This is a genomic window from Streptomyces sp. BF23-19, from assembly GCF_041106355.1.
GTDB lineage: Bacteria > Actinomycetota > Actinomycetes > Streptomycetales > Streptomycetaceae > Streptomyces > Streptomyces virginiae_A.
This window is the reverse complement of sequence record NZ_JBGBPT010000001.1, coordinates 1-21755: the sequence shown is the minus strand read 5'-3', so window position 1 is coordinate 21755 and position 21755 is coordinate 1. Positions and strand designations below refer to the sequence as shown.

The 21755-nt window shown below is 71.1% G+C and carries 17 protein-coding genes; 6 read left to right on the top strand and 11 right to left on the bottom strand.

Annotation, left to right across the window (positions count from 1 at the left end):
- Positions 1-6 precede the first annotated feature (6 nt).
- The 3 genes from AB8A24_RS00085 to mdlC form a co-directional block, all read right to left on the bottom strand.
- Positions 7-1434 carry a cytochrome P450 gene (locus tag AB8A24_RS00085; RefSeq protein WP_369474090.1) on the bottom strand — a complete coding sequence of 476 codons (1428 nt, stop codon included), beginning with the start codon at positions 1432-1434 and terminating at the stop codon, positions 7-9.
- Positions 1431-2879, bottom strand: a complete 1449-nt coding sequence (locus AB8A24_RS00080) for an FAD-binding oxidoreductase (protein ID WP_369474088.1) — start codon at positions 2877-2879, stop codon at positions 1431-1433. The genes AB8A24_RS00085 and AB8A24_RS00080 overlap by 4 nt, the downstream gene beginning before the upstream one ends.
- Before the next feature lie 116 nt (positions 2880-2995).
- Complete coding sequence (gene mdlC, locus AB8A24_RS00075; protein WP_369474086.1) at positions 2996-4600, bottom strand: benzoylformate decarboxylase; 1605 nt, start codon at positions 4598-4600, stop codon at positions 2996-2998.
- Between the two features lie 353 nt (positions 4601-4953).
- Here mdlC and AB8A24_RS00070 point away from each other — a divergent pair, with 353 nt between their 5' ends.
- Positions 4954-6033, top strand: coding sequence for a lytic polysaccharide monooxygenase auxiliary activity family 9 protein (locus AB8A24_RS00070; protein ID WP_328960446.1), 1080 nt, complete (start codon positions 4954-4956; stop codon positions 6031-6033).
- Between the two features lie 136 nt (positions 6034-6169).
- Here the strand turns inward: AB8A24_RS00070 and AB8A24_RS00065 are convergent, their stop codons facing one another.
- Positions 6170-8047 carry a PAS domain S-box protein gene (locus AB8A24_RS00065; RefSeq protein WP_328960447.1) on the bottom strand — a complete coding sequence of 626 codons (1878 nt, stop codon included), beginning with the start codon at positions 8045-8047 and terminating at the stop codon, positions 6170-6172.
- Between the two features lie 172 nt (positions 8048-8219).
- On the bottom strand, positions 8220-8918 hold the full coding sequence (locus tag AB8A24_RS00060; RefSeq protein ID WP_328960448.1) for a hypothetical protein: 699 nt from the start codon (positions 8916-8918) through the stop codon (positions 8220-8222).
- A 193-nt stretch (positions 8919-9111) separates the two neighbouring features.
- Here AB8A24_RS00060 and AB8A24_RS00055 point away from each other — a divergent pair, with 193 nt between their 5' ends.
- Positions 9112-9672 carry a potassium channel family protein gene (locus AB8A24_RS00055; protein ID WP_328960449.1) on the top strand — a complete coding sequence of 187 codons (561 nt, stop codon included), beginning with the start codon at positions 9112-9114 and terminating at the stop codon, positions 9670-9672.
- 67 nt (positions 9673-9739) lie between these two features.
- Here AB8A24_RS00055 and AB8A24_RS00050 read toward each other — a convergent pair whose 3' ends face one another.
- Positions 9740-10615: a flavin monoamine oxidase family protein gene (locus AB8A24_RS00050; protein ID WP_369474083.1), complete on the bottom strand. Its 876-nt coding sequence runs from the start codon at positions 10613-10615 to the stop codon at positions 9740-9742.
- 326 nt (positions 10616-10941) lie between these two features.
- Here AB8A24_RS00050 and AB8A24_RS00045 point away from each other — a divergent pair, with 326 nt between their 5' ends.
- A complete protein-coding gene (locus AB8A24_RS00045) occupies positions 10942-12558 on the top strand; it encodes an MFS transporter (RefSeq protein WP_328960451.1) in 1617 nt (538 codons plus the stop codon).
- 359 nt (positions 12559-12917) lie between these two features.
- A complete protein-coding gene (locus AB8A24_RS00040) occupies positions 12918-14348 on the top strand; it encodes a DUF2252 domain-containing protein (RefSeq protein WP_328960452.1) in 1431 nt (476 codons plus the stop codon).
- Positions 14349-14443: 95 nt separating this feature from the next.
- Here the strand turns inward: AB8A24_RS00040 and AB8A24_RS00035 are convergent, their stop codons facing one another.
- Positions 14444-15694, bottom strand: a complete 1251-nt coding sequence (locus AB8A24_RS00035) for a cation:proton antiporter (RefSeq protein WP_328960453.1) — start codon at positions 15692-15694, stop codon at positions 14444-14446.
- Between the two features lie 444 nt (positions 15695-16138).
- Here AB8A24_RS00035 and AB8A24_RS00030 point away from each other — a divergent pair, with 444 nt between their 5' ends.
- Both AB8A24_RS00030 and AB8A24_RS00025 read left to right on the top strand, forming a co-directional pair.
- Positions 16139-17233: a glutamate--cysteine ligase gene (locus tag AB8A24_RS00030; protein WP_328960454.1), complete on the top strand. Its 1095-nt coding sequence runs from the start codon at positions 16139-16141 to the stop codon at positions 17231-17233.
- Positions 17234-17535: 302 nt separating this feature from the next.
- Entirely contained in the window at positions 17536-18372 is an 837-nt protein-coding gene (locus tag AB8A24_RS00025) for a class II glutamine amidotransferase (RefSeq protein ID WP_328960455.1), read from the top strand.
- 33 nt (positions 18373-18405) lie between these two features.
- On the opposite strand, the gene AB8A24_RS00020 is transcribed toward AB8A24_RS00025, so the two are convergent.
- The 4 genes from AB8A24_RS00020 to AB8A24_RS00005 all read right to left on the bottom strand — a co-directional run bounded on the left by AB8A24_RS00020 (position 18406) and on the right by AB8A24_RS00005 (position 21746).
- Complete coding sequence (locus tag AB8A24_RS00020) at positions 18406-19299, bottom strand: hypothetical protein (protein ID WP_328960456.1); 894 nt, start codon at positions 19297-19299, stop codon at positions 18406-18408.
- Positions 19300-19519: 220 nt separating this feature from the next.
- Positions 19520-20470, bottom strand: a complete 951-nt coding sequence (locus AB8A24_RS00015) for an ornithine cyclodeaminase family protein (protein ID WP_369474079.1) — start codon at positions 20468-20470, stop codon at positions 19520-19522.
- A complete protein-coding gene (locus tag AB8A24_RS00010) occupies positions 20467-21600 on the bottom strand; it encodes a pyridoxal phosphate-dependent aminotransferase (protein WP_369474077.1) in 1134 nt (377 codons plus the stop codon). Before AB8A24_RS00010 ends, AB8A24_RS00015 begins: the two co-directional genes overlap by 4 nt.
- 2 nt (positions 21601-21602) lie before the next feature.
- Complete coding sequence (locus AB8A24_RS00005; RefSeq protein ID WP_369474303.1) at positions 21603-21746, bottom strand: helix-turn-helix domain-containing protein; 144 nt, start codon at positions 21744-21746, stop codon at positions 21603-21605.
- Between the last annotated feature and the right edge of the window lie 9 nt (positions 21747-21755).

Below are 21755 nucleotides of genomic sequence, written 5' to 3'. Positions count from 1 at the left end.
GGGGACTCATTCCGGGTCTCGACGGTGGGCCAGCCGCAGCCGCATCGCGGCCGTGTCCAGCGTTCCGGGCAGCGGGCGGTGCGGGTCGACGGTGGGGCGGCCGCCGGTGATCCGGTGGCCCCGCAGCACCTGCGCGCAGACGGCCGAGGTCAGGAGCAGGGCGAACTGGTCGCCGGGGCAGCGTCCGCCGCCGTGGCTGAAGGGCGCCATCCGGGTGTCCCGGTCGGCGTCGGGCTCCAGCCAGCGGCCGGGTACGAAGAGGTCGCCGGCCGGTACGCGGGAGGGGTCGCGCTGATGGAATCCGATGGGGACCAGGACGGAGGTCCCGGCCGGGTGGCGCACCCCGCGCCATTCGGTCTCGGCGCGGGTCACCCGTACCAGGTCGGGGACGAGTGGATAGAGCCGCACCGATTCCTGTACGCAGGCCCGCAGTCGGGGCAGTGCCGGAGCGCCGGTGACCGCATCCGCGTGCGCGGCGTCCTGCTCGGCCGGGTGGCCGGCGAGCAGCAGCAGGGTGCGGGCGACGACCGGGGCGGCGACGTCGATGGCCAGCAGCCAGTGGTGGACCTGGCCGAGCGGGTCGGTGCCCTCGGGGACGGGGTGTGCGAGGGCCCGGGCGGCGAGGGTGTGGGCGGGTGCGTCGGCCGCGTACTCCGCGATCCGCTCCGAGGCCTTGGCATAGACCGCCTTGTTGGCCTCGGCCCGGCTCTTGCGCAGGCCCATCCAGTTGCCCTCGTCGCGCAGGGTGCGCAGCAGGCCGGCCAGCTCCTCGTCGTCCGCGGCCCGGTCGCCGAGGACCACCCGGCGGGAGATCCGGGCGAGGCAGCGGCGCACCTGCTCGAAGGCGAGGACGGTGCGCTCGGTGAGCGGCCGGCTCTCCTCCTCGACGACGGCCTGATACTGCGCACAGGCGGGGTGGACGGGGATCCCCCACGCGAGGGCCTCGTCGTTGACCTTCCGCCGGTCCTCGCGGAGGTCGCCGTGGGAGCAGATGACGCCGGTGGGCTCGACACCGCTCAGGCCCTTGAGCTTGTCCTCGGCGTCCATGGCGAGGGTGCGTACGGGCTCCTCGAAGAACTGCCGGATGTCTTCCGGGTCGAACAGCACCAGCATCTGTCCGGAGAGCCCGCGCACGGAGACGGGGGCGCCGCCGTGCCGCTCGCGCATGGCGCGCAGGGTCGCCGCGGACCAGCCGTACTGGTCGAGGGCGGCGTAGGCCGACACGACCTTGAACCGGGCGCTGACGACACCCCGTACGAAGACGGGCAGGGTGTGGGTGGCGACGAACCGGGCGGTCTCGGCCAGCCCCGCGCGGGCCTGGCGGGCGGTGGAGGGCGCGGGGGCGGTGGGGGCCGCGAAGACGCTCGGGATGTCCGCCGGGCCCCCGGCCCGGCTCCCGTTCGCCGTGTCGATCCGGCTCTCGGTCCCGGTCATGCCTCGACGACCTTCCCGGGGTTCAGCAGGTTCTTCGGATCGAAGAGCCGCTTGAGTCCGCGTTGCAACTCCAGGTTCACCGGGTCGAGTTCGCGGGTGAGCCAGTCGCGCTTGAGGGTGCCGATGCCGTGTTCTCCGGTGCTCGTGCCGCCGAGGGCGAGCCCGGCGGCCATGATCTCGTCGTACGCGACCTGGGCCCGGCGGAACTCCTGCGGGTCCGACTCGTCGAAGACGACGGTCGGGTGGAGGTTGCCGTCCCCGGCGTGACCGAGGGTGAAGATCCGCAGCCGGTTGCGGCGGGCGATCTCCTCGATCGTGCCGATGAACTTCGGGAGTTCGGAGCGGGGTACGGCCACGTCCTCGATGAACGCGGTGGGTTTGCCGCCGAGGGTGGCGGCGAAGGCTCCGAGGGCCGGGGTGACCAGCCGCCTGGCCTCGATGATGTGCCGGGACTCCTCGGGGGTGGAGGCGGTGTGGACGTTCTCGGCTCCGGCCTCCTTGCAGAGGAGTTCCATCGCGAGGAGGTCGCCCGCGGGGTCGGTCGTATCGCTCTCCACGATGAGCGTGGCGGCGCTGCCGGGTCGCAGCAGCGCGTGTCCGTGGTCGGCGACGGCTTGGGACGTGGCCCGGTCGAGGAGTTCGAGGGCGGAGGGGATGTGGCCGGCCGCGGTGATCGCCGCTACGGCGTCCCCGGCAGCGGTGAGGCTGGGGAACTGCGCGAGGAGAGCGAGCGCGGCCGGGCGGGCGGGCCGCAGCGCGAGCGTGGCGCCGACGACGACCGCGAGGGTGCCTTCCGAGCCGACGATCAGCCGCGTCAGATCGTAGCCCGCGACGCCCTTGGCGGTGTCGCGTCCGGTCCGCGTGCGCCGGCCGTCGGGCAGTACGAGGTCCAGCCCGAGCACGTAGTCGGCCGTGACCCCGTACTTCACGCAGCAGATGCCGCCCGCGCCGGTGGCGATGTTGCCCCCGATGGTGCAGCGCTCCCAGGAGGCGGGGTCCGGCGGGTAGGTCAGGCCGTGCTCGGCCACGGCGTCGTTCAGGTGCTTGGTGACGACTCCGGGCTCGCAGCGCACGAGCCGGTTGGCCGGGTCGATCTCGATGATCCGGTTCATCCGGGTGGTGGACAGGACCACGCAGCCGTCGATGGCGTTCGCGGCGCCGGCGAGTCCCGTGCGGGCGCCCTGCGGGACGACCGGGACGCCGAGTTCGTACGCGGTGCGCAGAACGTGCGTGACCTGCTCGGCGTCGTGCGGGAGGGCGACGACCGCGGGGGTACCCGCTTCGGAGAAGGGCGCCGCGTCGCGGGTGTGGGCGGCGAGCGCCTCGGGGTCGGTGCGCAGGGCGTCGGCGGGGAGCCCGGCGCGGAGCCGGTCGAGGAGCACGGCGGAGTCGGTGGAGAGGCTGCTGGAGGCGGAAGGAACAGGGGCGGTGGGGGCGGTGGGCATACCGGGCCTTCTGAAGGTCGGGACAGTGCTCGTGAGAGTGCTCGTGAGAGTGCTCGTGGCGGCGGTCGTGCCGGTGCCGGCCACGGCGTGGGCGCTGACGGTGGGAACGGCTGTGCTCAGAGGGAGGGGAGCTCGGTGGTGATCGGCACGTCGATGAGCACCGGGCCGTCCTGCTGGGCCGTCGCGTCCCGCACGAGTTTGGTGAGTTCGCCGGCGCCGTGGGCGGTGTGCGCGCGGACGCCGTAGCCGGTGGCGATCGCGGTGACGTCCAGGCCCGGGATGTCGAGGCCGGGGGCGCCCTGCGCGTGCTCGATCTGCGCGAACCACTGGAGGATCGCGTAGCGGGCGTTGCTGAGGACCACGAAGGTGACGGGGACCTTGTAGGCGGCGGCGGTCCACAGGGCCTGGACGGCGTAGTGGATCGAACCGTCGCCGATGACCGCGACGACGGGCCGGCCGGGGGCGCCGAGCTGTGCTCCGACGGCGGCCGCAGCGCCGAATCCGAGTCCGCCACCGGCGGAGAAGAGGTACGAGCCGGGGGTGCTGATCCGGGTGGCCGCGTGGAACTGCGGGACGTTGGAGGGCGACTCGTTGACCCAGAGGGTGTGGTCGGGGGCGCCCTGGGCGATGGCGGTCATGGCGGCGAGGGGGGTCAGCACGCCGTCGGGGCCTTCGGTGATCCGTACCTGCTCGTGGGGCCGGGGGGCCGGTCCGCCGGGCGGGAGCAGGTCGGTGAGGGCCCGGGCGGACAGCGTGAGATCGGCGACGACCGCGTCACCGACGGGGGCCCTGGCGGCCTCTTCCGCGTCCCGGGTCAGCAGGATCAGCTCGGCGCCGTCGGGCAGGTAGGAGCCCGGGATGTAGGGGTAGTAGCGGAAGACGGGCGCGCCGATGACCACGACGAGGTCGTGGCCGTACAGCTGCTGGGTGAGCGGGCCGATGGCCGGGACGAGTTCCCCGCGGAACTGTGGGTGGTTGCGGGGGAAGGCCACGCGGGCGGAGACGGGGGCTGCCCAGACGGGCAGGCCGGTGCGTTCCGCGAGTGCGACGACCGCGTCCCAGGCACCGGACGCGTCGACGTCGTCCCCGACGACGAGGACGGCCGATCGGGCTCCCGCGATGCGGTCGGCGAGGTGCCGCACGGTCTCCGGGGCCGGGCCGGTGGCGTGGGTGACGCGGCGGGCGGCCGCGCTCTGCGCGCCGCGGTCCTCGGCCTCGGTGAGCTCGGCGTCGAAGTCGTCCATGGGGAGGGAGACGAACACCGGTCCGTGCGGCGGGGTTTCGGCGAGCTGGGCGGCGCGGGCGAGTGCGGGAGCCACGTCCGCGGGGCGCGGGGGCTCGTACGCCCATTTCACGGCGGGCTGCGGGAGGAGCGTCGCCTGGGGGTTGGAGAGCAGGGCCTCCATCGTGAGCATGGCGCGGACCTGCTGGCCGGCGGTGACCACCATGGGGGTGCGGTTGGCGCGGGCGTTGAGGATGGCGCCCATGGCGTTCCCGGTGCCGGGGCCGGTGTGCAGGTTCACCAGGGCGGTGGTACCGGAGGCGAGGGCGAAGCCGTCGGCCATGCCGACCACGACCGCCTCCTGGAGGCCCAGTACGTACCGGAAGTCTTCCGGGAACCGCTTGAGCATGGGCAGTTCGGTCGATCCGGGATTGCCGAACACCGTGGTCATGCCACGGGCCCTGAGAACATCCAGGACCGCTTCTCGAACCGTGCGCATGTGTGGATCCTTCCGCCCGACCGGGAACAACTTAAGGTGATCAAGACACCACGCTCCGTGGATCTTGGCAAAACCGCTCCACCCGGCGAAACGGTCCGCCACGCCCACGCCGCATGGTGGGGAAGAACACCGACCCGACGCTTCACCGTGTTGACGCCCCGTCCACCCGATGACGGGGGCGTCCCCCGCGGGCGACCTTCGGTACACCTGACGACGGCCGGGAGACATGTTGGGCCGTCCGGGTCACGGACCGGCGTGCAGAAACGATCACGTGTGCGGCGCGGCCGAACGACCGTGCCGGAACCCGCAAGGATCAAGAAGCCGAGATCCTCTATCCGGATGAGAAGGACTTCATGAGCAACAGCGCCGACATCCAGGCACCTTCCGGGCTCCTGGCCGACATCAGGCACCGATCCGACGGCGACCACCAGGTGTTCGGCATCCACCTGCGGTGGCAGATCGGTGAGAACCAGCCCGACCACGGAACCTGGCCCCCGCCGGCGGACTGGAACGAAGGTGACGCCCCCTACCCGCACGTCTACGAGGTGTGGATCAACGGCGAGGCCCGGCAGACGGTGTTCCTCCACTGGCCGGCCTGGGACTGGTCCCCGTCCAACTCCCACTGGGTGGACCTGGGTGAGGAGCCCGACGCCGAATACCGGGTGAAGATCCGGGCCAAGGCCGACGGTTCGTTCACCCCGTTCACCAACGAGGTCACCGTCGCCGCGGCCGCCGCGGTGGCCTGGTCCGCCCCTCCGAAGCCCCGGGGCGCCAAGTCCGGCGCCGACCGCGCCCCGCGCCACGGCACGATGGACAACCCGCGCAGCCGGGCCGCCGCCGCGATCAGGGACGAGGACCCGTCTCCGATCTGCGCCAAGGCCCGGGCCGAGAACACCAGCACCACCTGGCAGGAGGTGCTGCCGGGGGCCGACCGAATGCTGGCCGACTACCCCTGGAACAACGCCCTGCGCTATCTCGAGTACCGAAAGTTCTTCGAGGGCAGCACCGTCGCCTCCACCGGGAACCCGGCGTTCGCCGGTCTCGACCTCGCTCCCCGTCCGGATCTCGGCGACTGGCCCACGACCCGGCTGGAGGCCTCCGACGAAACCCACACGTTCTCGTACGACTACATGGCCTATCACACCGACGACACCTGGTCGCACCGCTGGTTCCTCACCCGCGGAGGGTGGGACCCCAGCAACGGACTCGCGTGGGAGGACCTGGAGCCCGTTCCGTTCCTGGTCGAGGTCCAGGGAGCCACGCGCCAGGAGGACTCGACCTCTTGGGAGTTCGCCACCCTCCCGACCCGAAGCGGGCGGGCCGCGATCGTGCACGTCTGGGGCGGTCACGGCGGCCCGAACACCCCTGACGGCGGCAACGGCGGCAACACCGGCGAGTTCTTCCTGTCCGTGTGCGACGTGGTGATCCACTGACACCATCCGGATCCGAACGCCCGGTCAGGCGAAGCGGAACGGGTGAGGGTCCATGGGAGGGCGGCCGCGCGAAGCCGCGGCCGCCCCCTCGCGTCACCCCGCCGAAGCCCCGCCCCGGGCCACGGCCGACCGGCTGTCAGCGACGCGGGGAGGGTAACGGCAGGGAGAACCAGACCGCCTTGCCCTCCGCCGTCGGGAGCGTGCCCCAGGATCTGGCGAGGGAGTCGACGAGCAGCAGGCCCCGGCCCGATTCCGCCTCCGGGGCGGCGAAGCGGGCTTGGGGAAGCACCGGGCTCGCGTCACAGACCTCGACGCCCAACTCCCGACCGGCCTGCCGCAGCCGGAGCCGTACGGGCCCGCCGCCGTGGCGCACCGCGTTGGAGAGCAGCTCGGAGGCCAGCAGACAGGCCGTCTCACACAGCTGCTCGTCGTCCTTGCCCCACGCCGCCAGGGTGGCGCGCAGGAAGCGCCGGCCCTCGGCCACGCTGCTCGGGGCGGCGTCCAGGACGACGGTCCGCGCGGTGGCGGGGGTCTCGGGGATGCGCACGAGGAGCAGGGTGACGTCGTCCGGGTTGTCGTCGGCGTCCGGGAGCAGTTCCGTCAACAACCGGTCCGCAGCGGCCTCCAGGGATGCGGTCGTCGCGAGGCCCTTCTCCAGCGCCGCGGCGAGCCCGTCGACCTGCCCTTCGATGTCGCTGCCCGGTGTCTCCACCAGCCCGTCCGTGTAGAGCGCCAGCACCGAGCCCGGCGCGACCGTGTGCCGGCTCTCGTGGTGGGGCACCCCGCCGACCCCGAGCGGCACGCTCACCTCGACGGGCAACCGGCTCACCTCGCCGCCGGGCGCGGCCAGCAGGACCGGCAGATGTCCGGCCGAACACACCGTGATCTCGGCCGCGTCCGCGTCCACGACGAGGTAGCAACAGGTGACGAACTGGTCCGGGAGTTCGCTCACCACCGCGTCGAGGGCACGCATCAGCTGCCAGGGCGGCATCCCGGTCTTCGCCAGCGCGTGTGAGGCGGACCGCAGTTGCCCCATGACGGCAGCGGCGTCCAGCCCGCGTCCCATCACATCGCCGATCATCACGCCGACCCGGCCGCCACCCAGCGGGATCAGGTCGAACCAGTCCCCGCCCACCCCGGCGCCCTGCCGGGCCGGGAAGTAGCGGCTCGCGGTCGACATCCCCGGCACGTCCGGCGGTGAACCCATGAGGCTGCGCTGAAGGGTGAGAGCGACGTGCCGCTGCTGCTCGTAGAGCTGGGCGAGCATCTCCTCGGCGGCCTTGCGTTCCGTGACGTCGCGGATGGCCGCGGAGACGAGCGTCCCGTCGGGGGTTTCCAGGGGGCTCAGGCTGATCTCCACGGGAAACTCGCGCCCGTCCCGGCACAGCCCGTACAGCTCCAGCCCCGCCCCCATGGGCCTGACCTGCCGGTTGACGAAGTAGCCGGCGCGGAAGTCGGAGTGGTGGCCGCGGAACCGCTGGGGTACGAGCACCTCGACGGGCCGCCCCAGCAGGTCCTCGCGCGCGTACGCGAAGAGCGCCTCGGTCTGGGCGTTGACCAGCTGGATGATGCCCCTCTCATCGACGATCACCATCGCGTCGGGGGCCGCCTCCAGCAGGGCCCGGAAGCGCTCCTCGGCTGCCCGGCGCTCGCTGACGTCCCGCACGGCGGCCGAGATCAGCAGCCCTTCGGGGGTCTCCAGCGGGCTCAGGCTGATCTCCACGGGAAACTCGCGCCCGTCGCGGCGCAGGCCGTACAGCTCCAGCCCCGCCCCCATCGGGCGCACCTGACGGCTGGCCGCGTAGCCGAGCCGGTGGCGTGGATGCTGACCGCGGAACCGTTCGGGGACCAGCACGTCGATGGGCCGCCCCAGGAGTTCCTCCCGCGGGTAGCCGAACAGGGCCTCGGTCTGGGCATTGACCAGGCGGATCACCCCGGCGTCGTCCACGATCACCATCGCGTCCGGTGCCGCTTCCAACAGAGCTCTGAACGGCTCTTCGGTCGTCGCTGCCATGCTGCGCCTCGCACTCGCCGGATCCCGCAGGAGGGGCCATCCGACCATAGGGCTGAAAATCGCACTTCGGGTTGACCGAAATCCGTCCACAATTGACCGGCTGCGAACGGCCCCACAGCACCCGTACGCATGCCGGGTGGCAGGGCTTCGCCGTCCCCCGTGCCGGCTTCGGTCACGGTGCCCGCGGCGGCCGGGTGACGGTCAGGGCCGAGGGGGCCAGTACCCACAACAGCGCCCTGCCGGTCAGGGGTGTGGTGGCGATCAGGGTCAGGTAGACCTCGATCAGGGATCCGTCGCCGGTGAGGACGTCGAGGTCGTCGGCCCATCGGGACAGCAGGTAGATCACGGCGTCGACGATGAGCCAGGAGGCAAGGTTCGCTCCGATCCACCATTTCCAGCGTGTGGTCACCTTGCGCAGGACCAGCGACTGCGACAGCCCGAGCAGGGGCCCCAGGGCCAGGCTCTGGCTGGCGGCCAGCAGGTAGGCCGTCGAGACCGTCTCATGGGAATCCTGCGCGCCGATCACCGCGGGCAGGATCACCAGCAGCCATGCGAGCAGTGCCGGACCGACGTTGGAGGTGATCCACACCTTGCGCGGGACGGGGACCCGCTCCTTGACGACGAGCCATTGCAGGGCTCCCAGGACTCCACCGAACAGTGCGGCCCCCAGGGTCGCGATCAGGAGCGCGAGGATCACGTTACGGCTGGCCAGGTTCATGTGGAGGACGTCGTTGCCCAGCAGGATCAGCAGGAACCCGACGGTCAGCACGGTGATGAAGGCGAGCGTGTTGTAGGCGATCCACCGCCAGTACAGGCGGACGTCCCACCCGCTGGTCGAGGCGGGTTCGTGGCCGGAGCCTGAAGCGGTCATCACCCACTCCTCGCGGGGGTACGCGGCCGCACGTGCCGTTCTCATGATCGTACGCGCGTCGCCCCGGACCCGGCTTGCGGCGCCATGCGCCCGTGCCGGTGATTGTCGGTGATCTCCTGGTGCGCCTGCCGCGCGGCACCCGTTTCCCCGGGGACGCTGAGGGCAGGGCGTGCGCTGCGGTCGGGGTGGAATCGTGAACGGGAACTCGGGCGGTCACCGCCGGCAGGTACTGCTCGGCTCGGTGCGTTCGCTGGGGACGGCCACCCTCCTCGTGGCCGCCTACTACCTGCTGCCCATGGACTCGGCCTTCACGGCCACCACCGTCCTCCTGCTCACCGTAGGCATCGCGGCCGTGGTGGTACTGCTGTCCTGGCAGATCCGGAGGATCACGCTGTCGCCGTGGCCCGGGTTGAAGGCCATGGAAGGCATGGCGATCACCGTCCCGCTGTTCATCCTGCTGTACGCCACGGCCTGCTTCCTGCTGGAACACAGCGCGCCGGGAAGCTTCAGCGAACCCCTGTCCCGCACCGACGGGCTGTACTTCGCGATGACCGTGTTCAGCACCGTCGGGTTCGGCGACATCACCGCCCGCAGTGAGACCGCCCGGCTGCTGACCACGGGACAGATCACCCTGAACCTGCTGCTCCTCGGCGTGGCGGCCCGGCTCCTGGCCAACGCGGTCCAGCGAGGCCGGGAACGCCGTGATCGGTCTGCCGGTCCCGGTGGCAGCGGCAGCACGCCGACCGTCCCGTGACTCGCCCTCTCGGACCCGCGCGGCGCGGCCCGAGTACGAGAGGACCAGGATCCGGCGGCGGCCCGGCCTACCGACTGCCGGGTTTCAGGTAGTCGTCGACGTGGCGGGCGGCGTGGTAACCGCTCTGGATCGCCCCGTCGATGAACGAACGCCATCCGACGGCCGAGTCGGCGCCCGCGAAGAACAGCCGCCCCTCGGTGGTGCGCAGGTCGGGCAGGATGCTCGCCAGCTGTCCGGGCCGGTAGATGCACCAGGTGCCCAGGGAGAGCGGGTCGTTGGACCAGTCCCATCCGACGATGGATTCGACCTCGACACCGGGCAGCAGGGGCTGCAGGGCTTCCTGCATGCCGGCGGTGTCGTCGAAGGCGGTCATGGCAAGGCGGTCCGGGTTGCTGGAGAACGCGACCACCCAGGTGCCTTCCGGGCCCCCCTTCGCGTAGGTGACCACCCAGTTGACCGCGTAGGCCTCGGGGGCGAGCACGCTCACGTTCCCGATGTCGCCCTTGACCCTGACGATGCTCTTGCGGCCGGCGCCGGCGTGCCGCTCATCGGCTGCCCTCCGCTTGGTCTCCGACAGGCGGGGCTCGAACTCCACACTGTTCAGGACGTTCATGGGCAGCGCGATCACGGCCGTGGGTGCGGTGATCGTGTCACCGCCCGCGAGCTCGACACGTACTTCGCCGTCGCTCTGGACGACACGCGTGACGTGTGAGTCGAGGCGGATGTCGGCGAGCGCGGCCTGCCCGGCGATGCCGTCGATCAGCTCGCGTGTGCCCTTCACGAGCTTCGTCGCCGTCAGGGCGGCCGATGCCTGTTCGGCGCTCCAGCTCGACAGGGCGTAGGTGCGGATGTATTCGGTGACGGCGGACTTGTCGAGGGGGCCGAGCGCGACCGCGCAGCACATCGCTTCCAGCCAGTCGTACAGCACGGGGTCGGCCTTCACGCTCTCCAACTGCTCGCGGAACGACCGGTCGCCGACGGACGGGCGGGGAGCGTCGACACGACGCCGGTACCGTGTGCAGCGGATGCGATGCGCATATCAGCTTCGCGGATGCGCGGGTGATCCACACACCACCGTACCCAGCGTCGCGTCATCCGGCCCGCCAGGCATCTCTGCGCCGCGCAGACCTGCTCTTCCGCATGGGCCGGGGCGCGAGGGCCATGCGCGTTGTCGTGGGGGCTCGGGAGGGCTACGCCTCCCGGCCCCGTCCGGCCGACCGCGCGGCGGGTCGGCCCTCCGGGCCTCCGGGCGGCTGGGAGCATGCATCCATGTCATCCCAGGCAGGCACGGCCGAGAGTACGGCGAAGGCACGACTCGTCCTGTTGGCGCTCGCGTCCGGGCAGTTCCTGATGGCGCTCGACAGCTCCGTCATGAACGTCTCCATCGCCACGGTGGCCGAGGACGTGGGCACCACCGTGTCAGGTATCCAAGGCGCGATCACCGCCTACACCCTCGTGATGGCGATGTTCATGATCCCCGGCGGCAAGGTCGGGGCGCTGATCGGCCGCAAACGCGCGTTCATGATCGGCTGCTGCATCTACGGGGTCGGCTCCCTCACCACCGCGCTCGCACCGAACCTTCCCGTGCTGCTGCTGGGCTGGTCGTTCCTGGAAGGAATCGGCGCGGCACTCATCCTGCCCGCGATCGTGGCGCTCGTCGCCGGCAACTTCGCCGTCGAACGCCGCCCCGCCGCCTACGGACTCGTCGTGGCGGCAGGCGCGATCGCGATCGCGGTCGGGCCGCTCATCGGCGGCATCGCGACGACGTACTTCTCCTGGCGCTGGGTCTTCGCCGGCGAGGTCCTGGTGGTACTCGGCATCCTCCTGCTCACGCGCCGCATCGCCGACGCCCCGCCCGGTGAACGCCGGCGCATCGACCTCGTCGGCGTCGTCCTCTCCGCCGCCGGGCTCGGGATCTTCGTCTACGGCGTGCTCCGATCCGACGAATGGGGCTGGTTCCAGCCGAAGCCCGACGCCCCCGCGTGGCTCGGGGTGTCGCTGACGGTCTGGCTGATGCTGGCGGGTCTGCTCCTGATCTGGCTCTTCCTCCGCTGGGAGGCCCGGGTCGGGGAGCGGGGCGGGGATCCCCTCGTCGATCCCGGCATGCTGCGGAACAGGCAGCTCACCGGCGGCCTGACGATGTTCTTCTTCCAGTACCTCGTGCAGATGGGCGTGTTCTTCATCATCCCGCTCTACCTGTCCGTCGCCCTGGGCCTGTCGGCACTGGAGACCGGCGCCCGCCTCCTCCCGCTCTCGGTGAGCCTGCTGGCCGCCGCGACCCTCATTCCGCGCTTCCTCCCGGACGTCTCACCGCGGCGAGTGGTACGGCTCGGGATCCTCGCGCTGCTCGCGGGCGTGGTGGTCCTGATGGCCGCGCTCGACGCGGACGCCGACGCGGCGGTCGTCACCGTCCCCCTCCTGCTGATCGGGCTCGGCATGGGAGCACTGGCGTCCCAGCTCGGGTCCGTCACCGTGTCCGCGGTGCCGCAGGAGCAGAGTGCGGAGGTCGGCGGCGTCCAGAACGCCGTCACCAACCTCGGCGCCTCGATCGGCACGGCACTCGCCGGATCGATCATGATCGCCGCACTCGCGTCTTCCTTCCTCGCCGGCATCGAGCAGAATCCGGCGGTCCCGGACAGCGTCACGAGCCAGGCGACCGTCAAGCTCCAGAGCGGCGCGCCGTTCCTGTCCGACGCCCAGCTCGAGACCGCCCTCGACGAAGCCGGCGTGAGCGCGGAGGTGTCCCGGGCGGCACTGGAGGTGAACGCCGAGGCAAGGCTCGACGGCCTGCGCGCGGCACTCGCCGTCCTGGCCTTCGCCGCCGTCCTCGCCCTGTTCTTCACCCAGCGCATCCCGTCGACCCAGCCGCACTCGACGAAGCCGTAGCCCCGCCGGGGGCCAGGGCCTGAGGACGGGGCCGCGAAGCGGGTCGCGATGCGGGGTGACCAGGACGGATCTAGGGTTGAGGGAAGCCCGGCGCTCTCGGACGCCCGATGCTCCACGAGCATTCCGGCTCTGCGTCGCAAGCCCGCGGAAGTCGTACGACATGGCCGCTGCAGCCGACACTCCCGTCCTGGACACCCTCGCCTCGATGTCGGTGCTCACGCATATCGCAGCCGTCGCCGACGCCGAGGGCCGGCGCCGAGGCCCGGCCGAGAGCTGACTCCACCCGCATCGGTGATCGGCACCGTCGACATCGGACGGGACCGACCCCACGGCCAGAGGGCCAGACAGGAGGGCCTCGGATGACCCAGCACGCGACCACGACGATGCGCGCGTCACTTCACGCCACGCCCGAGGAACGCGCGGCGCTCGGCAAGGAGGCTCGGCGCCGCTCACCGCGGTCGGGGCACGCGGTGTACGAGCCCTCACCGAACCGACGGGACCCGCTGGAGATCCTGGAGGCCCAGTCCGAGACCAGGGTGCAGGAACTGGTGCCGATCCGATACGGCCGGATGACCGAGTCCCCGTTCCGGTTCTACCGGGGCGCCGCCGCGATCATGGCCTCCGACCTGGCGGGCAGCCCCGACTCGGGGATCTCCGCCCAGCTGTGCGGGGACGCGCACCTGCTGAACTTCCGACTGCTGGCCTCGCCGGAGCGGGAGCTGATGTTCGACATCAACGACTTCGACGAGACCTTGCCGGGCCCCTGGGAATGGGACGTCAAACGCCTGTCGGCGAGTTTCGTCATCGCAGCCCGGGCGAACGGCTTCGACGATGCCGAGCGCGCCCGCATCGTGGGCAGCACGGTGCGTTCGTACCGCAAGGCGATGATCGACTTCGCGGGGATGGGCAACCTCGACGTCTGGTACACGAAGATCGACGCCGACCGCCTCACGGCCCTGACCGCGGACCAGCTCCACAAGAAGGGCCGCAAGAAGCTGGACCGCGCCCTGACCAAGGCCCGCTCCCGGGACGTGCTGCAGGCGTTCGGCAAGCTCACGCAGGTGGTGGACGGCCGGCCGATGATCGCGGCGGATCCCCCGCTGCTGGTACCGATCGCCGACCTGCTGCCGGACGCCGAGCGCGCCGCGCTGGAGCGCCAGTTCAAGTCGCTCATCGAGCGGTACGGAGTCACGCTGCCGTCCGACCGGCGCGCCCTCCTGGAGGACTACCAACTGGTCGACGTCGCCCGCAAGGTGGTCGGGGTCGGCAGCGTCGGCACCCGGTGCTGGATCTTCCTGCTCCTCGGACGGGACGGCGGGGACCCGTTGTTCCTGCAGGCCAAGGAGGCCGACACGTCTGTGCTCGCCGAGCACGTCGGGGCGAGCCGGTATCGGAACCAGGGCGAGCGTGTGGTCGCGGGGCAGCGGTTGATGCAGGCAACGAGCGACATGTTCCTCGGCTGGGAGCGGGTGGAGGGGCTCGACGGCAAACGCCGTGACTTCTACATCCGCCAGTTGCGCGACTGGAAGGGCATCGCGATGCCGGAGACGATGTCACCCAGGCAGCTGGAGACGTTCGGTGGCGTCTGCGGCATCACCCTGGCCCGCGCGCACGCGCGGTCCGGCGACCGGATCGCGATCGCCTCCTACCTGGGCAGCGGCGACGCCTTCGACCGGGCCCTCGTGACCTTCGCGGAGGCGTACGCCGACCAGAACGAGCGCGACCACCAGGCACTGGTCGACGCGGTGCGCGAGGGACGGCTGCCCGCCGAGGAACTCCCGGCCGACTGACGGACCGCGGACCACTCGGCGCCACGCCTGGAGGGCGTGCGGCGGCTCCATCGACGTGATCCCGGAGCACGTGTCGCCCGCGCAGCGGCCTGGCCTCAGCGTGGCACTTCGTCGTCGGCGAGTGCGTTCTCCCGCAGGTTCGGCCTGACGCGGAGTGTTCCGGTGAACCATTCGGCGTAGCGGTCGCCCAGGAAGGGAGCCGAGGCTCCGTGGAGCAGGATGCTCATGCCCACCGTCACGGCGATGACCTCGCCCAGCAAGGTCCCCCCGGGCAAATGCTCTTCGAACGCGATCAGGCCGAACACGAGAGACGCCAGCCCGCGCGGACCGAACCAGCCGATGTAGGCCACGGAAGCAGGGCGCAGGCCGGTGCCGATCAGTGAGAGGGCAACCGGCAGCATCCGGATGACGGTGAGGCTGAGCAGCGCGTAGACCACGGAACGCCACGTAAGGTGCTGGAGCACCGGTCCCAGGATGACCGCGCCGAAAACGAGGAAGCTCAGCGAGGCCAGCAGCAGCCCGAGGCGTTCGGTGAACCTCGTGCTCTGCGCGGGATCCTCTTCCTGGACGCGGACGCCCGGATCGGTCGGAGCGCGGCGCAGATGAATTCCGAAGGCCAGACCGGCGACCCAGGCTCCGATGAAGCCGCTGCCCTCGCCCATGGCACACAGCAGGTAGGTGATGACCGGAACGACCAGCACCATGAACTGCCGCCAGTCGGAGCTGCTCCACCCGCGGGAAAGCGACCAGCGCAACAGGCTCGCCCCTGCCCAGCCGGCCGCGATGCCGATCGCGCCGCTCAGCAGCAGAGCACGCAGGAACGTCTCGGCCACACCGGGATGGCCGTGGCCCTCACCCGCCGCCGCCAGAGCCACCACGAAGAACGGAAGCGCCAGGCCGTCGTTCAGCCCGGATTCCACGGACAGGCCGCCACGGACCAGCGCCGGCACCCGCTTGTTCGAGACGGCCTGCTGCCCGAGCGCGGCGTCCGTCGGCGCCAGGATGATGCCGACCAAGGCCAGCTCCCACACGCCCAGGCCCGGAAGCAGGGGCCATGCCGCCAGCCATCCCAGAGCCATCGTGACCGGCAGGCCCACCACGAGCAGTCGCAGGGGCAAGAACTCCTCCCGGCGCAGGTCCCGGGCCCGGATCCCCGACGCGTCCGCGAAGAGCAGCAGAACCAGCGCGCTCTCCAGCAGAGCCTGAATGACCTCCGTATCCCGCGCCGGGTCCAGCAGGTCCAGGCCTACCGGTCCGATCACCAGACCGACGAGCATGAACACCAACGGCCCCGACACCACCGTGGTCGACAAGCGCCGCGACAGGGCTCCGTAGCCGACGACCACTCCCCCGGCGATGACGACGGCCCATCCGTTCATCCGTTCTCCTCACACCAGGCATCCGCCGTCGCCCGGACAGCCGCGCCCCCTGACACGCGTGCCAGGGTGCGCGGGCTGCCGCTCGCCCGGCGGGATCGGCCCTGTGCAGGGCGGGCGCGCGGTGCGGCGTCGCGTAGCGTGCGCTCCGGCATGGGCTCTGCTCCTGACCGTCCGAAGGATCAGGCTCATCTTCGGTATCGGGGGTCCGTGCCGCACTCCGACGCATCCGTCTGCGGCCGGCATCGGAGTCCGGTGGCGGGAGGGGCGGCCCGGCCGCGGGAGTACGCGGCACGGCATGGCAGGAGAATTCCGCCTGCGCGAAAGGCGCGCGAGGAGCACCGGATTGCGGCTCATTGTGTGGCAATCGCCCTTCACCCGGGTGATCACCTCTGGTCCGGGGTACCACCCAGCATGATCACTGTTGGGGTCGAAGAGGAGTATTTGCTGGTCGACCCGGAGACGCTCCTTCCTGCTCCGCTCGTGCAGCAGGTGCGTGCCACGGCCCGCCTGGCACCCATCGCGGAAGAGCGAGAGGTCCAGGACGAGCTGCTGCAAGCACAGATCGAAGTCGCCACCCCTGTGTGCACGGACCTCGTGGAGGTGGGAGGCCACCTCCTGCGGTTGCGCCAGGCGGTCGCCGCCGCCGCGCAGGCGAACGGCTGTCGCATCGCCGTCTCTGCCACCGCGCCGGTCAGGAACGCCTCGCCCGTACCCATCACCCGCACGGCGAGGTACGTGAAGATGCGGCGAGAGGCCCGATTGCTGGTCGATGAGCAGCTGATCTGCGGGATGCACGTCCATGTGGGGATGCCCGACCGTGAGACCGGGGTGGCCGTTCTGAACCGGCTGCGTGTCTGGCTTCCGACGTTGTTGGCGATGTCCGCGAACGGGCCCCTGTGGGACGGGCGGGACACCGGGTTCGCCAGCTGGCGCACGATCGTCTTCGGCCGCTGGCCGGTCAGCGGCCCGCCACCGCACTTCGCGGGGCTCGCGGACTACGAGGCGCGAGCCGATGCGCTGGTGGGACCCGGGGTGATCCCGGACCGGGGGCAGCTCTACTGGCACGCCCGGCTCTCCGAGCGCTACCCGACGGTCGAGGTGCGCTGCTGTGACGTGCAGCTGGAGGCGGACGACGCGGTGATACTCGCCGGCGTCGTCCGCGGGCTCGCCGCCACCGCGGTCGCCGAGGAGAAGGCCGGAGTCGCTCTCGTACCGTGCCGACCGGAGCTCCTGCAGGCCGCGACGTGGCATGCGGCCAGACACGGCCTGGGCAGCACGCTGGTGGACCCGACGGGCCGCCTACGGAGCAGCGGGGACGTGCTGTCCGCGCTCCTGCGGTACATCGGCCCCGCCCTCGAAGAGAACGGCGACCACCGCGAGGTGACCTCGCTCGTCCACCGGCTGCGCCGGCGAGGAACGGCGGCCGACCGCCAGCGCCGCGCCCTGGCCGAAGCCGGCCTGCCGGCGGTCCGTGCCCTGATCACCGCAGGAGCGACCACCGCGTGAGTTCGCCGGGATCGAGAGCCCTGCCCGCGGCCGGAGGCCGTGGGGCCGATCCGCTCCGCATGGCGATGCGCGGCAAAGGAGGCGAAAATGAGGTGGGCCGGAGTAAGAGCCGCCCGATCGGCGAACACGGCCTCGCCCACAGCACGGGGAGAAGCGCCACCCCACCCACGGCGCGCTCGAAGACAGGGCGGTGGAGTGCGGTGGCGAGATGACCTGCGAACTCATCGGACGCTCCGGCAAGCCGGGGCGAGCGCGACGAGGTGTTTCCGCAGGCTTCAGGTGAGGAAAACAGGTGATCGCTCATGTGCCGATGGCTCGCTTACTCGGGAACACCCCAGCTGCTCGACACCATCCTCTACAAACCGGCCCACTCGCTGATCGATCAGAGCCTGCACTCCAAGCTGGGTGTCGAGACGACGAACGGTGACGGGTTCGGCGTCGGCTGGTACCCGGAGGACGGCGACGGCACCCCCGCACTCATGCGGGACGTCGGCCCCGCCTGGAACAATCGCAACCTGCGGGAGCTCGCGGACCACGTCCGCTCGCCGCTGTTCTTCGCCCACATCCGGGCGTCGACGGGTACGGCGGTGCAGCAGACGAACTGTCATCCGTTCCGGCACGGCCGCTGGATGTGGATGCACAACGGCTCCGTCGCCGGCTTCCACGCCATGCGGCGGGACCTCACCCTGCTCGTCGACCCCGCGCTGTACTCCGAGATCGAGGGGACGACGGACTCGGAGACCATGTTCTACCTGGCGCTCACCTTCGGCCTGGAGGAGGACCCGCCGGGCGCCGTCGCCAAGATGGTGGGGCTGGTGGAACGCGTCGGCCGCGAACACGGCGTGGAGTACCCGATGCAGATGACGGTCGCCGTCAGTGACGGGACGACCGTGTGGGCCTTCCGCTACTCCAGCCAGGGCTCCTCACGGTCGCTGTTCTACAGCACCCGTGTGGACTCGCTGCGCAAGCTGCACCCCGAAGTCACCTTCCTTCAGGAAGTGTCCGACGAAACCCGGCTGGTGGTGTCGGAACCCCTCGGCGATCTGCCCGGTGCCTGGAACGAGGTACCCGAGAGCAGCTACGGCGTCGTACGGGCCGGGGCCGACGCGTTGTTTCCCTTCACCCCGGAGCCGGTATGACGCGTCGTCGCGTCGTCGTATCGTCAGGCGCCGTCAGGGGCAGGCGCCGGCCGGGTCGTCGTGGACGAGGGCGCAGACCATCTGGGCGCCGCGTCGGTGATCGGGGTACTTCGCGATCAGCTCGGCCTTGAAGTCGTTCCATTGGCGCGTGATCTCGGCGGTGGCCCTGGCCGTCGCGTGACGGAAGTTGTCGCCGGTCTTCGAGCGGGCCGATGCGGCGGTGTCCTTGTTCAGGGCGCGGTTGTGGGCGACCCGGCCGTCGCAGTCGGCGGGCTTGACACCGGTGGAATCGATGTCGGTGTAGCAGCCGGTGGCGAGGTCCGCAGGGATACGCTCACGGGCGTCCCGGGTCCAATCGGCGTCCTTCATGGCGCTGTAGCGGCGGATGTCGAGGAAGGGCGCCACGTCCGTACGGTCCAGGCCGGGCGGGTTGTCGAGGCCGATCGGGCCGGTCGCGGGCCGGTCGCTCCAGTTGGAGTGCGCGTAGAAGTCCTCGATCTGATGCCAGCCGCGGCCGAGCTGTTCGAGGACGGCGCACTTGGCCCGCCCGGGCTTCCCGTCCCACGTGCAGTGCGAGGACAGGTCGCTCTGGTCGGCGCGCACCTTGCCGTCGGCGTCGACGAGGCCGTCGGCGGCCTCGACCGCGTTGCGGGAGCGGGTGACGGAGGTACGGATACAGGCGAGGAGCTCGGTGGTGGCCTCGTCCCGGGTCCGCGGGTAGTCGGGGGCGTAGCGGGGGGCGAGGTAGTCGGCGTTGTCGCAGTGCAGGGGGCCGACAGCGAAGTACGGCGGCCGGTCGTTGGCGTTGATCGCCCCGTCGTGGGCATCGGCCATCTCGGTCAGTGTGACGGGCTCCCAGGGCAGTGCGGCCCGGGTGATGTCCTCGTGGTTGTCACCGGTGAAGGCGCGGGCGGGGCCGATCGGCACGGTGGTCAGAAGGGCCGTGAGAAGGGCTGCGAGAGCGGTGCAGGACGCTCGGGGCAGGCCGGGCGGCATACGGCGGGGGGAGCCGCTCCACGGGGCCCCCGGTCGATGGCCGGGCGCGGAGGCCTTCGGACGGTGGTCCGGCCGCGAGAGGACAACCATGCCTCCATGCTGCGCGTCCGTCCCCAGCCCCGCATTCGTTGTCTCTTTCGTAGTGAGTGATTCATCGCGTGAGGTGGTCGAGTACGGCTGAGGCGAGTGCTGCGTCGAGTGCTCCGACGCCGGTGAGGTCGGCGACGGTGATCGCGGTATCCGGTCGGTCGGGGGGTGTTTTGAGGAGGAGGCCGGCCGCGATGTCGCTGTCCTGCGCGGTGGCGCCGGCGCGGACGGCGTGGCCGAAGTCGCCGTGGTGGAGGCACTGGGTGTGGTCGTCGGTCGCGATGAGCTGGGCGCGGTGGAAGAGCTCCGGCGGCAGTTCGTTCTTGTGGGGCATGTCCGTGCCGATGCCGGTCACGTGGGTGCCCTCGCGGACGTCGGCGGCGTCGAGGACGGGTGCTGTCGCCGGTGTGGTGGTGATGATCATGTCGGAGCCGGCGGCCTGTCGTGCGGACGCGGGCCGGGCCGGCAGGCCGTTCTTGTGGAGTTCCTCGCACAGGGCTGCGGCGTTGTGCGGGTTGCGGCCGTGGACGAGGATCTGGCTGATGGGGCGGAGTTCGGCCAGCCAGACGGCCTGGAGGAGGGCCTGTTCGCCGGTGCCGAAGAGGCCCAGGGTGAGGGCGGTGGGCCGGGCCATGGCATGGGTGACCAGTGCGCCCGCGGCGGCGGTGCGCCAGGCGGTGAGCAGGCCGCGGTCGTTGAGGACGGCCCGTATCTGCCCGGTGTCGGCGCTGATGACGCAGACCAGGCCGTGATGGTGGGACGGCATGCCGGAGCCGGGGCGGCCGTAGAAGCCGGTCGCTATCTTGACGGTGAAGTCGGCGGTGTCGGTGATCCAGCCGGCTTTCACGTGGCAGTCCCCGTTGGCCTGGGGGAAGTCCATGTGCAGGGGCGGAGGGACGCTGGTGCGGCCTTCGGCGTGGGCGATGAGAGCGTCACGGACGGTGTCCAGAACCATCCGGGAGGTGGCGGCGGTCTCGATGGCGCCTGTGTCGAAGACGGGCAGGGTCGTCGTCATCGGCGTGTCCGCATCCACTGTGCGAAGGCTGCCAGGCCTTCTTCGCAGTGGTGCCGGCCGATGCCGATGCGGAACCGGTCGGGCGGGGTGGAGGTGAGTTCGGAGCGGTAGATGCTGGCCGGCAGCAGCAGGACGCCGGCTTCCTCCACCAGGCGGGTGCAGAATTCCTCCACCCCGTCGGGGCCGAGGTAGCGGGGGTAGGCGACACACCCACCGTCCGGGGCCTGCCAGTCGAAGTCGTCCGCGAACTCGGAGAAGAACGACTCGAACGCCGGCAGGTTGGCCGCGATGAGCGCACGGTTACGGCGCAGGATCGGCTCGCGGGCCTTGAGCGCGATGCGGGCCAGGACCTCGCTGGGCGCGGAGTTGCAGATGGTGGTGTAGTGCTTGGCGCGCACCAGGCGCGAGAGCAGTTCACGGTCGCGGCAGGTGATCCAGCCGATGCGCAGCCCGGGCAGTCCCAGGGACTTCGAGGTCACGTTCAATGACAACGCGCGCTCGGAGAGGTCTGCGGCCTGCGGCAGGATGCGGGCCGGGTCGCGCTCCAGGCCGCGGTAGACCTCGTCGCTGAACAGGTGGATGCCGCGCTCGTCGCACAAGCGGGCCAGCGCGGTGAAATCGTCGGCGTCGATGACCTTGCCGGTGGGGTTGTTGGGGAAGTTCACCGAAAGGACGCGGGTGTTCGGCCGCAGCGCCGCCGCCACTGCGTCGAGGTCCAGGGCCCAGTCCCGATCGGGGTCGAGGGCCACGCCGGTGACCTCGCACAGCGCCAAAGGCACGGTCTCGGCGGCCTGGTAGTTCGGGGTCACCACCACGGCGTGGTCCCCGGCGTCGAGCAGGACGTTCATCGCCAGGTAGAGGGCCTCCTCGGCTCCCGCGAAGCAGATCACGTCGTCCGCGCCGGCGTTCTCGTACGTCTGCGCGATCACCTCGCGCAGGGCCGGGTCGCCGAACGTCTCGGTGTATCCCAGGGGCAGGTTCTCGAAGGCCTCACGGTCCTTGTCGTCGGCCAGTGAGAGGAGCTCGCCCAGCGTCATGGTCCGGACGTCGGAGGCGGTCATGTGGTGGCGGGCGGTGAACTCCCAGCGGGTGAAGTACGTTTCCAGCCGGAAGTCGGGCAGCCTTGTCATGGTCAGTCCTTCGTGTTCGGTGATCTGAGCTCGGCGAGCAGGCCGTAGACGGTGGAACGGGACACCCGCAGGGCGCCAGCGACGACGGGAGCGGCGCGGCGGACCGCGAACACCCGGGCCTCCTCCAGCCGGCCGAGAACGGCCAGGCGGTCCTG

Bases quoted from the DNA above. Each gene is read 5' to 3' on its own strand.
- AB8A24_RS00085 (WP_369474090.1), bottom strand. From the start codon at position 1,434: ATGACCGGGACCGAGAGCCGGATCGACACGGCGAACGGGAGCCGGGCC.
- AB8A24_RS00080 (WP_369474088.1), bottom strand. From the start codon at position 2,879: ATGCCCACCGCCCCCACCGCCCCTGTTCCTTCCGCCTCCAGCAGCCTC.
- mdlC (WP_369474086.1), bottom strand. From the start codon at position 4,600: ATGCGCACGGTTCGAGAAGCGGTCCTGGATGTTCTCAGGGCCCGTGGC.
- AB8A24_RS00070 (WP_328960446.1), top strand. From the start codon at position 4,954: ATGAGCAACAGCGCCGACATCCAGGCACCTTCCGGGCTCCTGGCCGAC.
- AB8A24_RS00065 (WP_328960447.1), bottom strand. From the start codon at position 8,047: ATGGCAGCGACGACCGAAGAGCCGTTCAGAGCTCTGTTGGAAGCGGCA.
- AB8A24_RS00060 (WP_328960448.1), bottom strand. From the start codon at position 8,918: ATGACCGCTTCAGGCTCCGGCCACGAACCCGCCTCGACCAGCGGGTGG.
- AB8A24_RS00045 (WP_328960451.1), top strand. From the start codon at position 10,942: ATGTCATCCCAGGCAGGCACGGCCGAGAGTACGGCGAAGGCACGACTC.
- AB8A24_RS00040 (WP_328960452.1), top strand. From the start codon at position 12,918: ATGACCCAGCACGCGACCACGACGATGCGCGCGTCACTTCACGCCACG.
- AB8A24_RS00030 (WP_328960454.1), top strand. From the start codon at position 16,139: ATGATCACTGTTGGGGTCGAAGAGGAGTATTTGCTGGTCGACCCGGAG.
- AB8A24_RS00025 (WP_328960455.1), top strand. From the start codon at position 17,536: ATGTGCCGATGGCTCGCTTACTCGGGAACACCCCAGCTGCTCGACACC.
- AB8A24_RS00015 (WP_369474079.1), bottom strand. From the start codon at position 20,470: ATGACGACGACCCTGCCCGTCTTCGACACAGGCGCCATCGAGACCGCC.
- AB8A24_RS00010 (WP_369474077.1), bottom strand. From the start codon at position 21,600: ATGACAAGGCTGCCCGACTTCCGGCTGGAAACGTACTTCACCCGCTGG.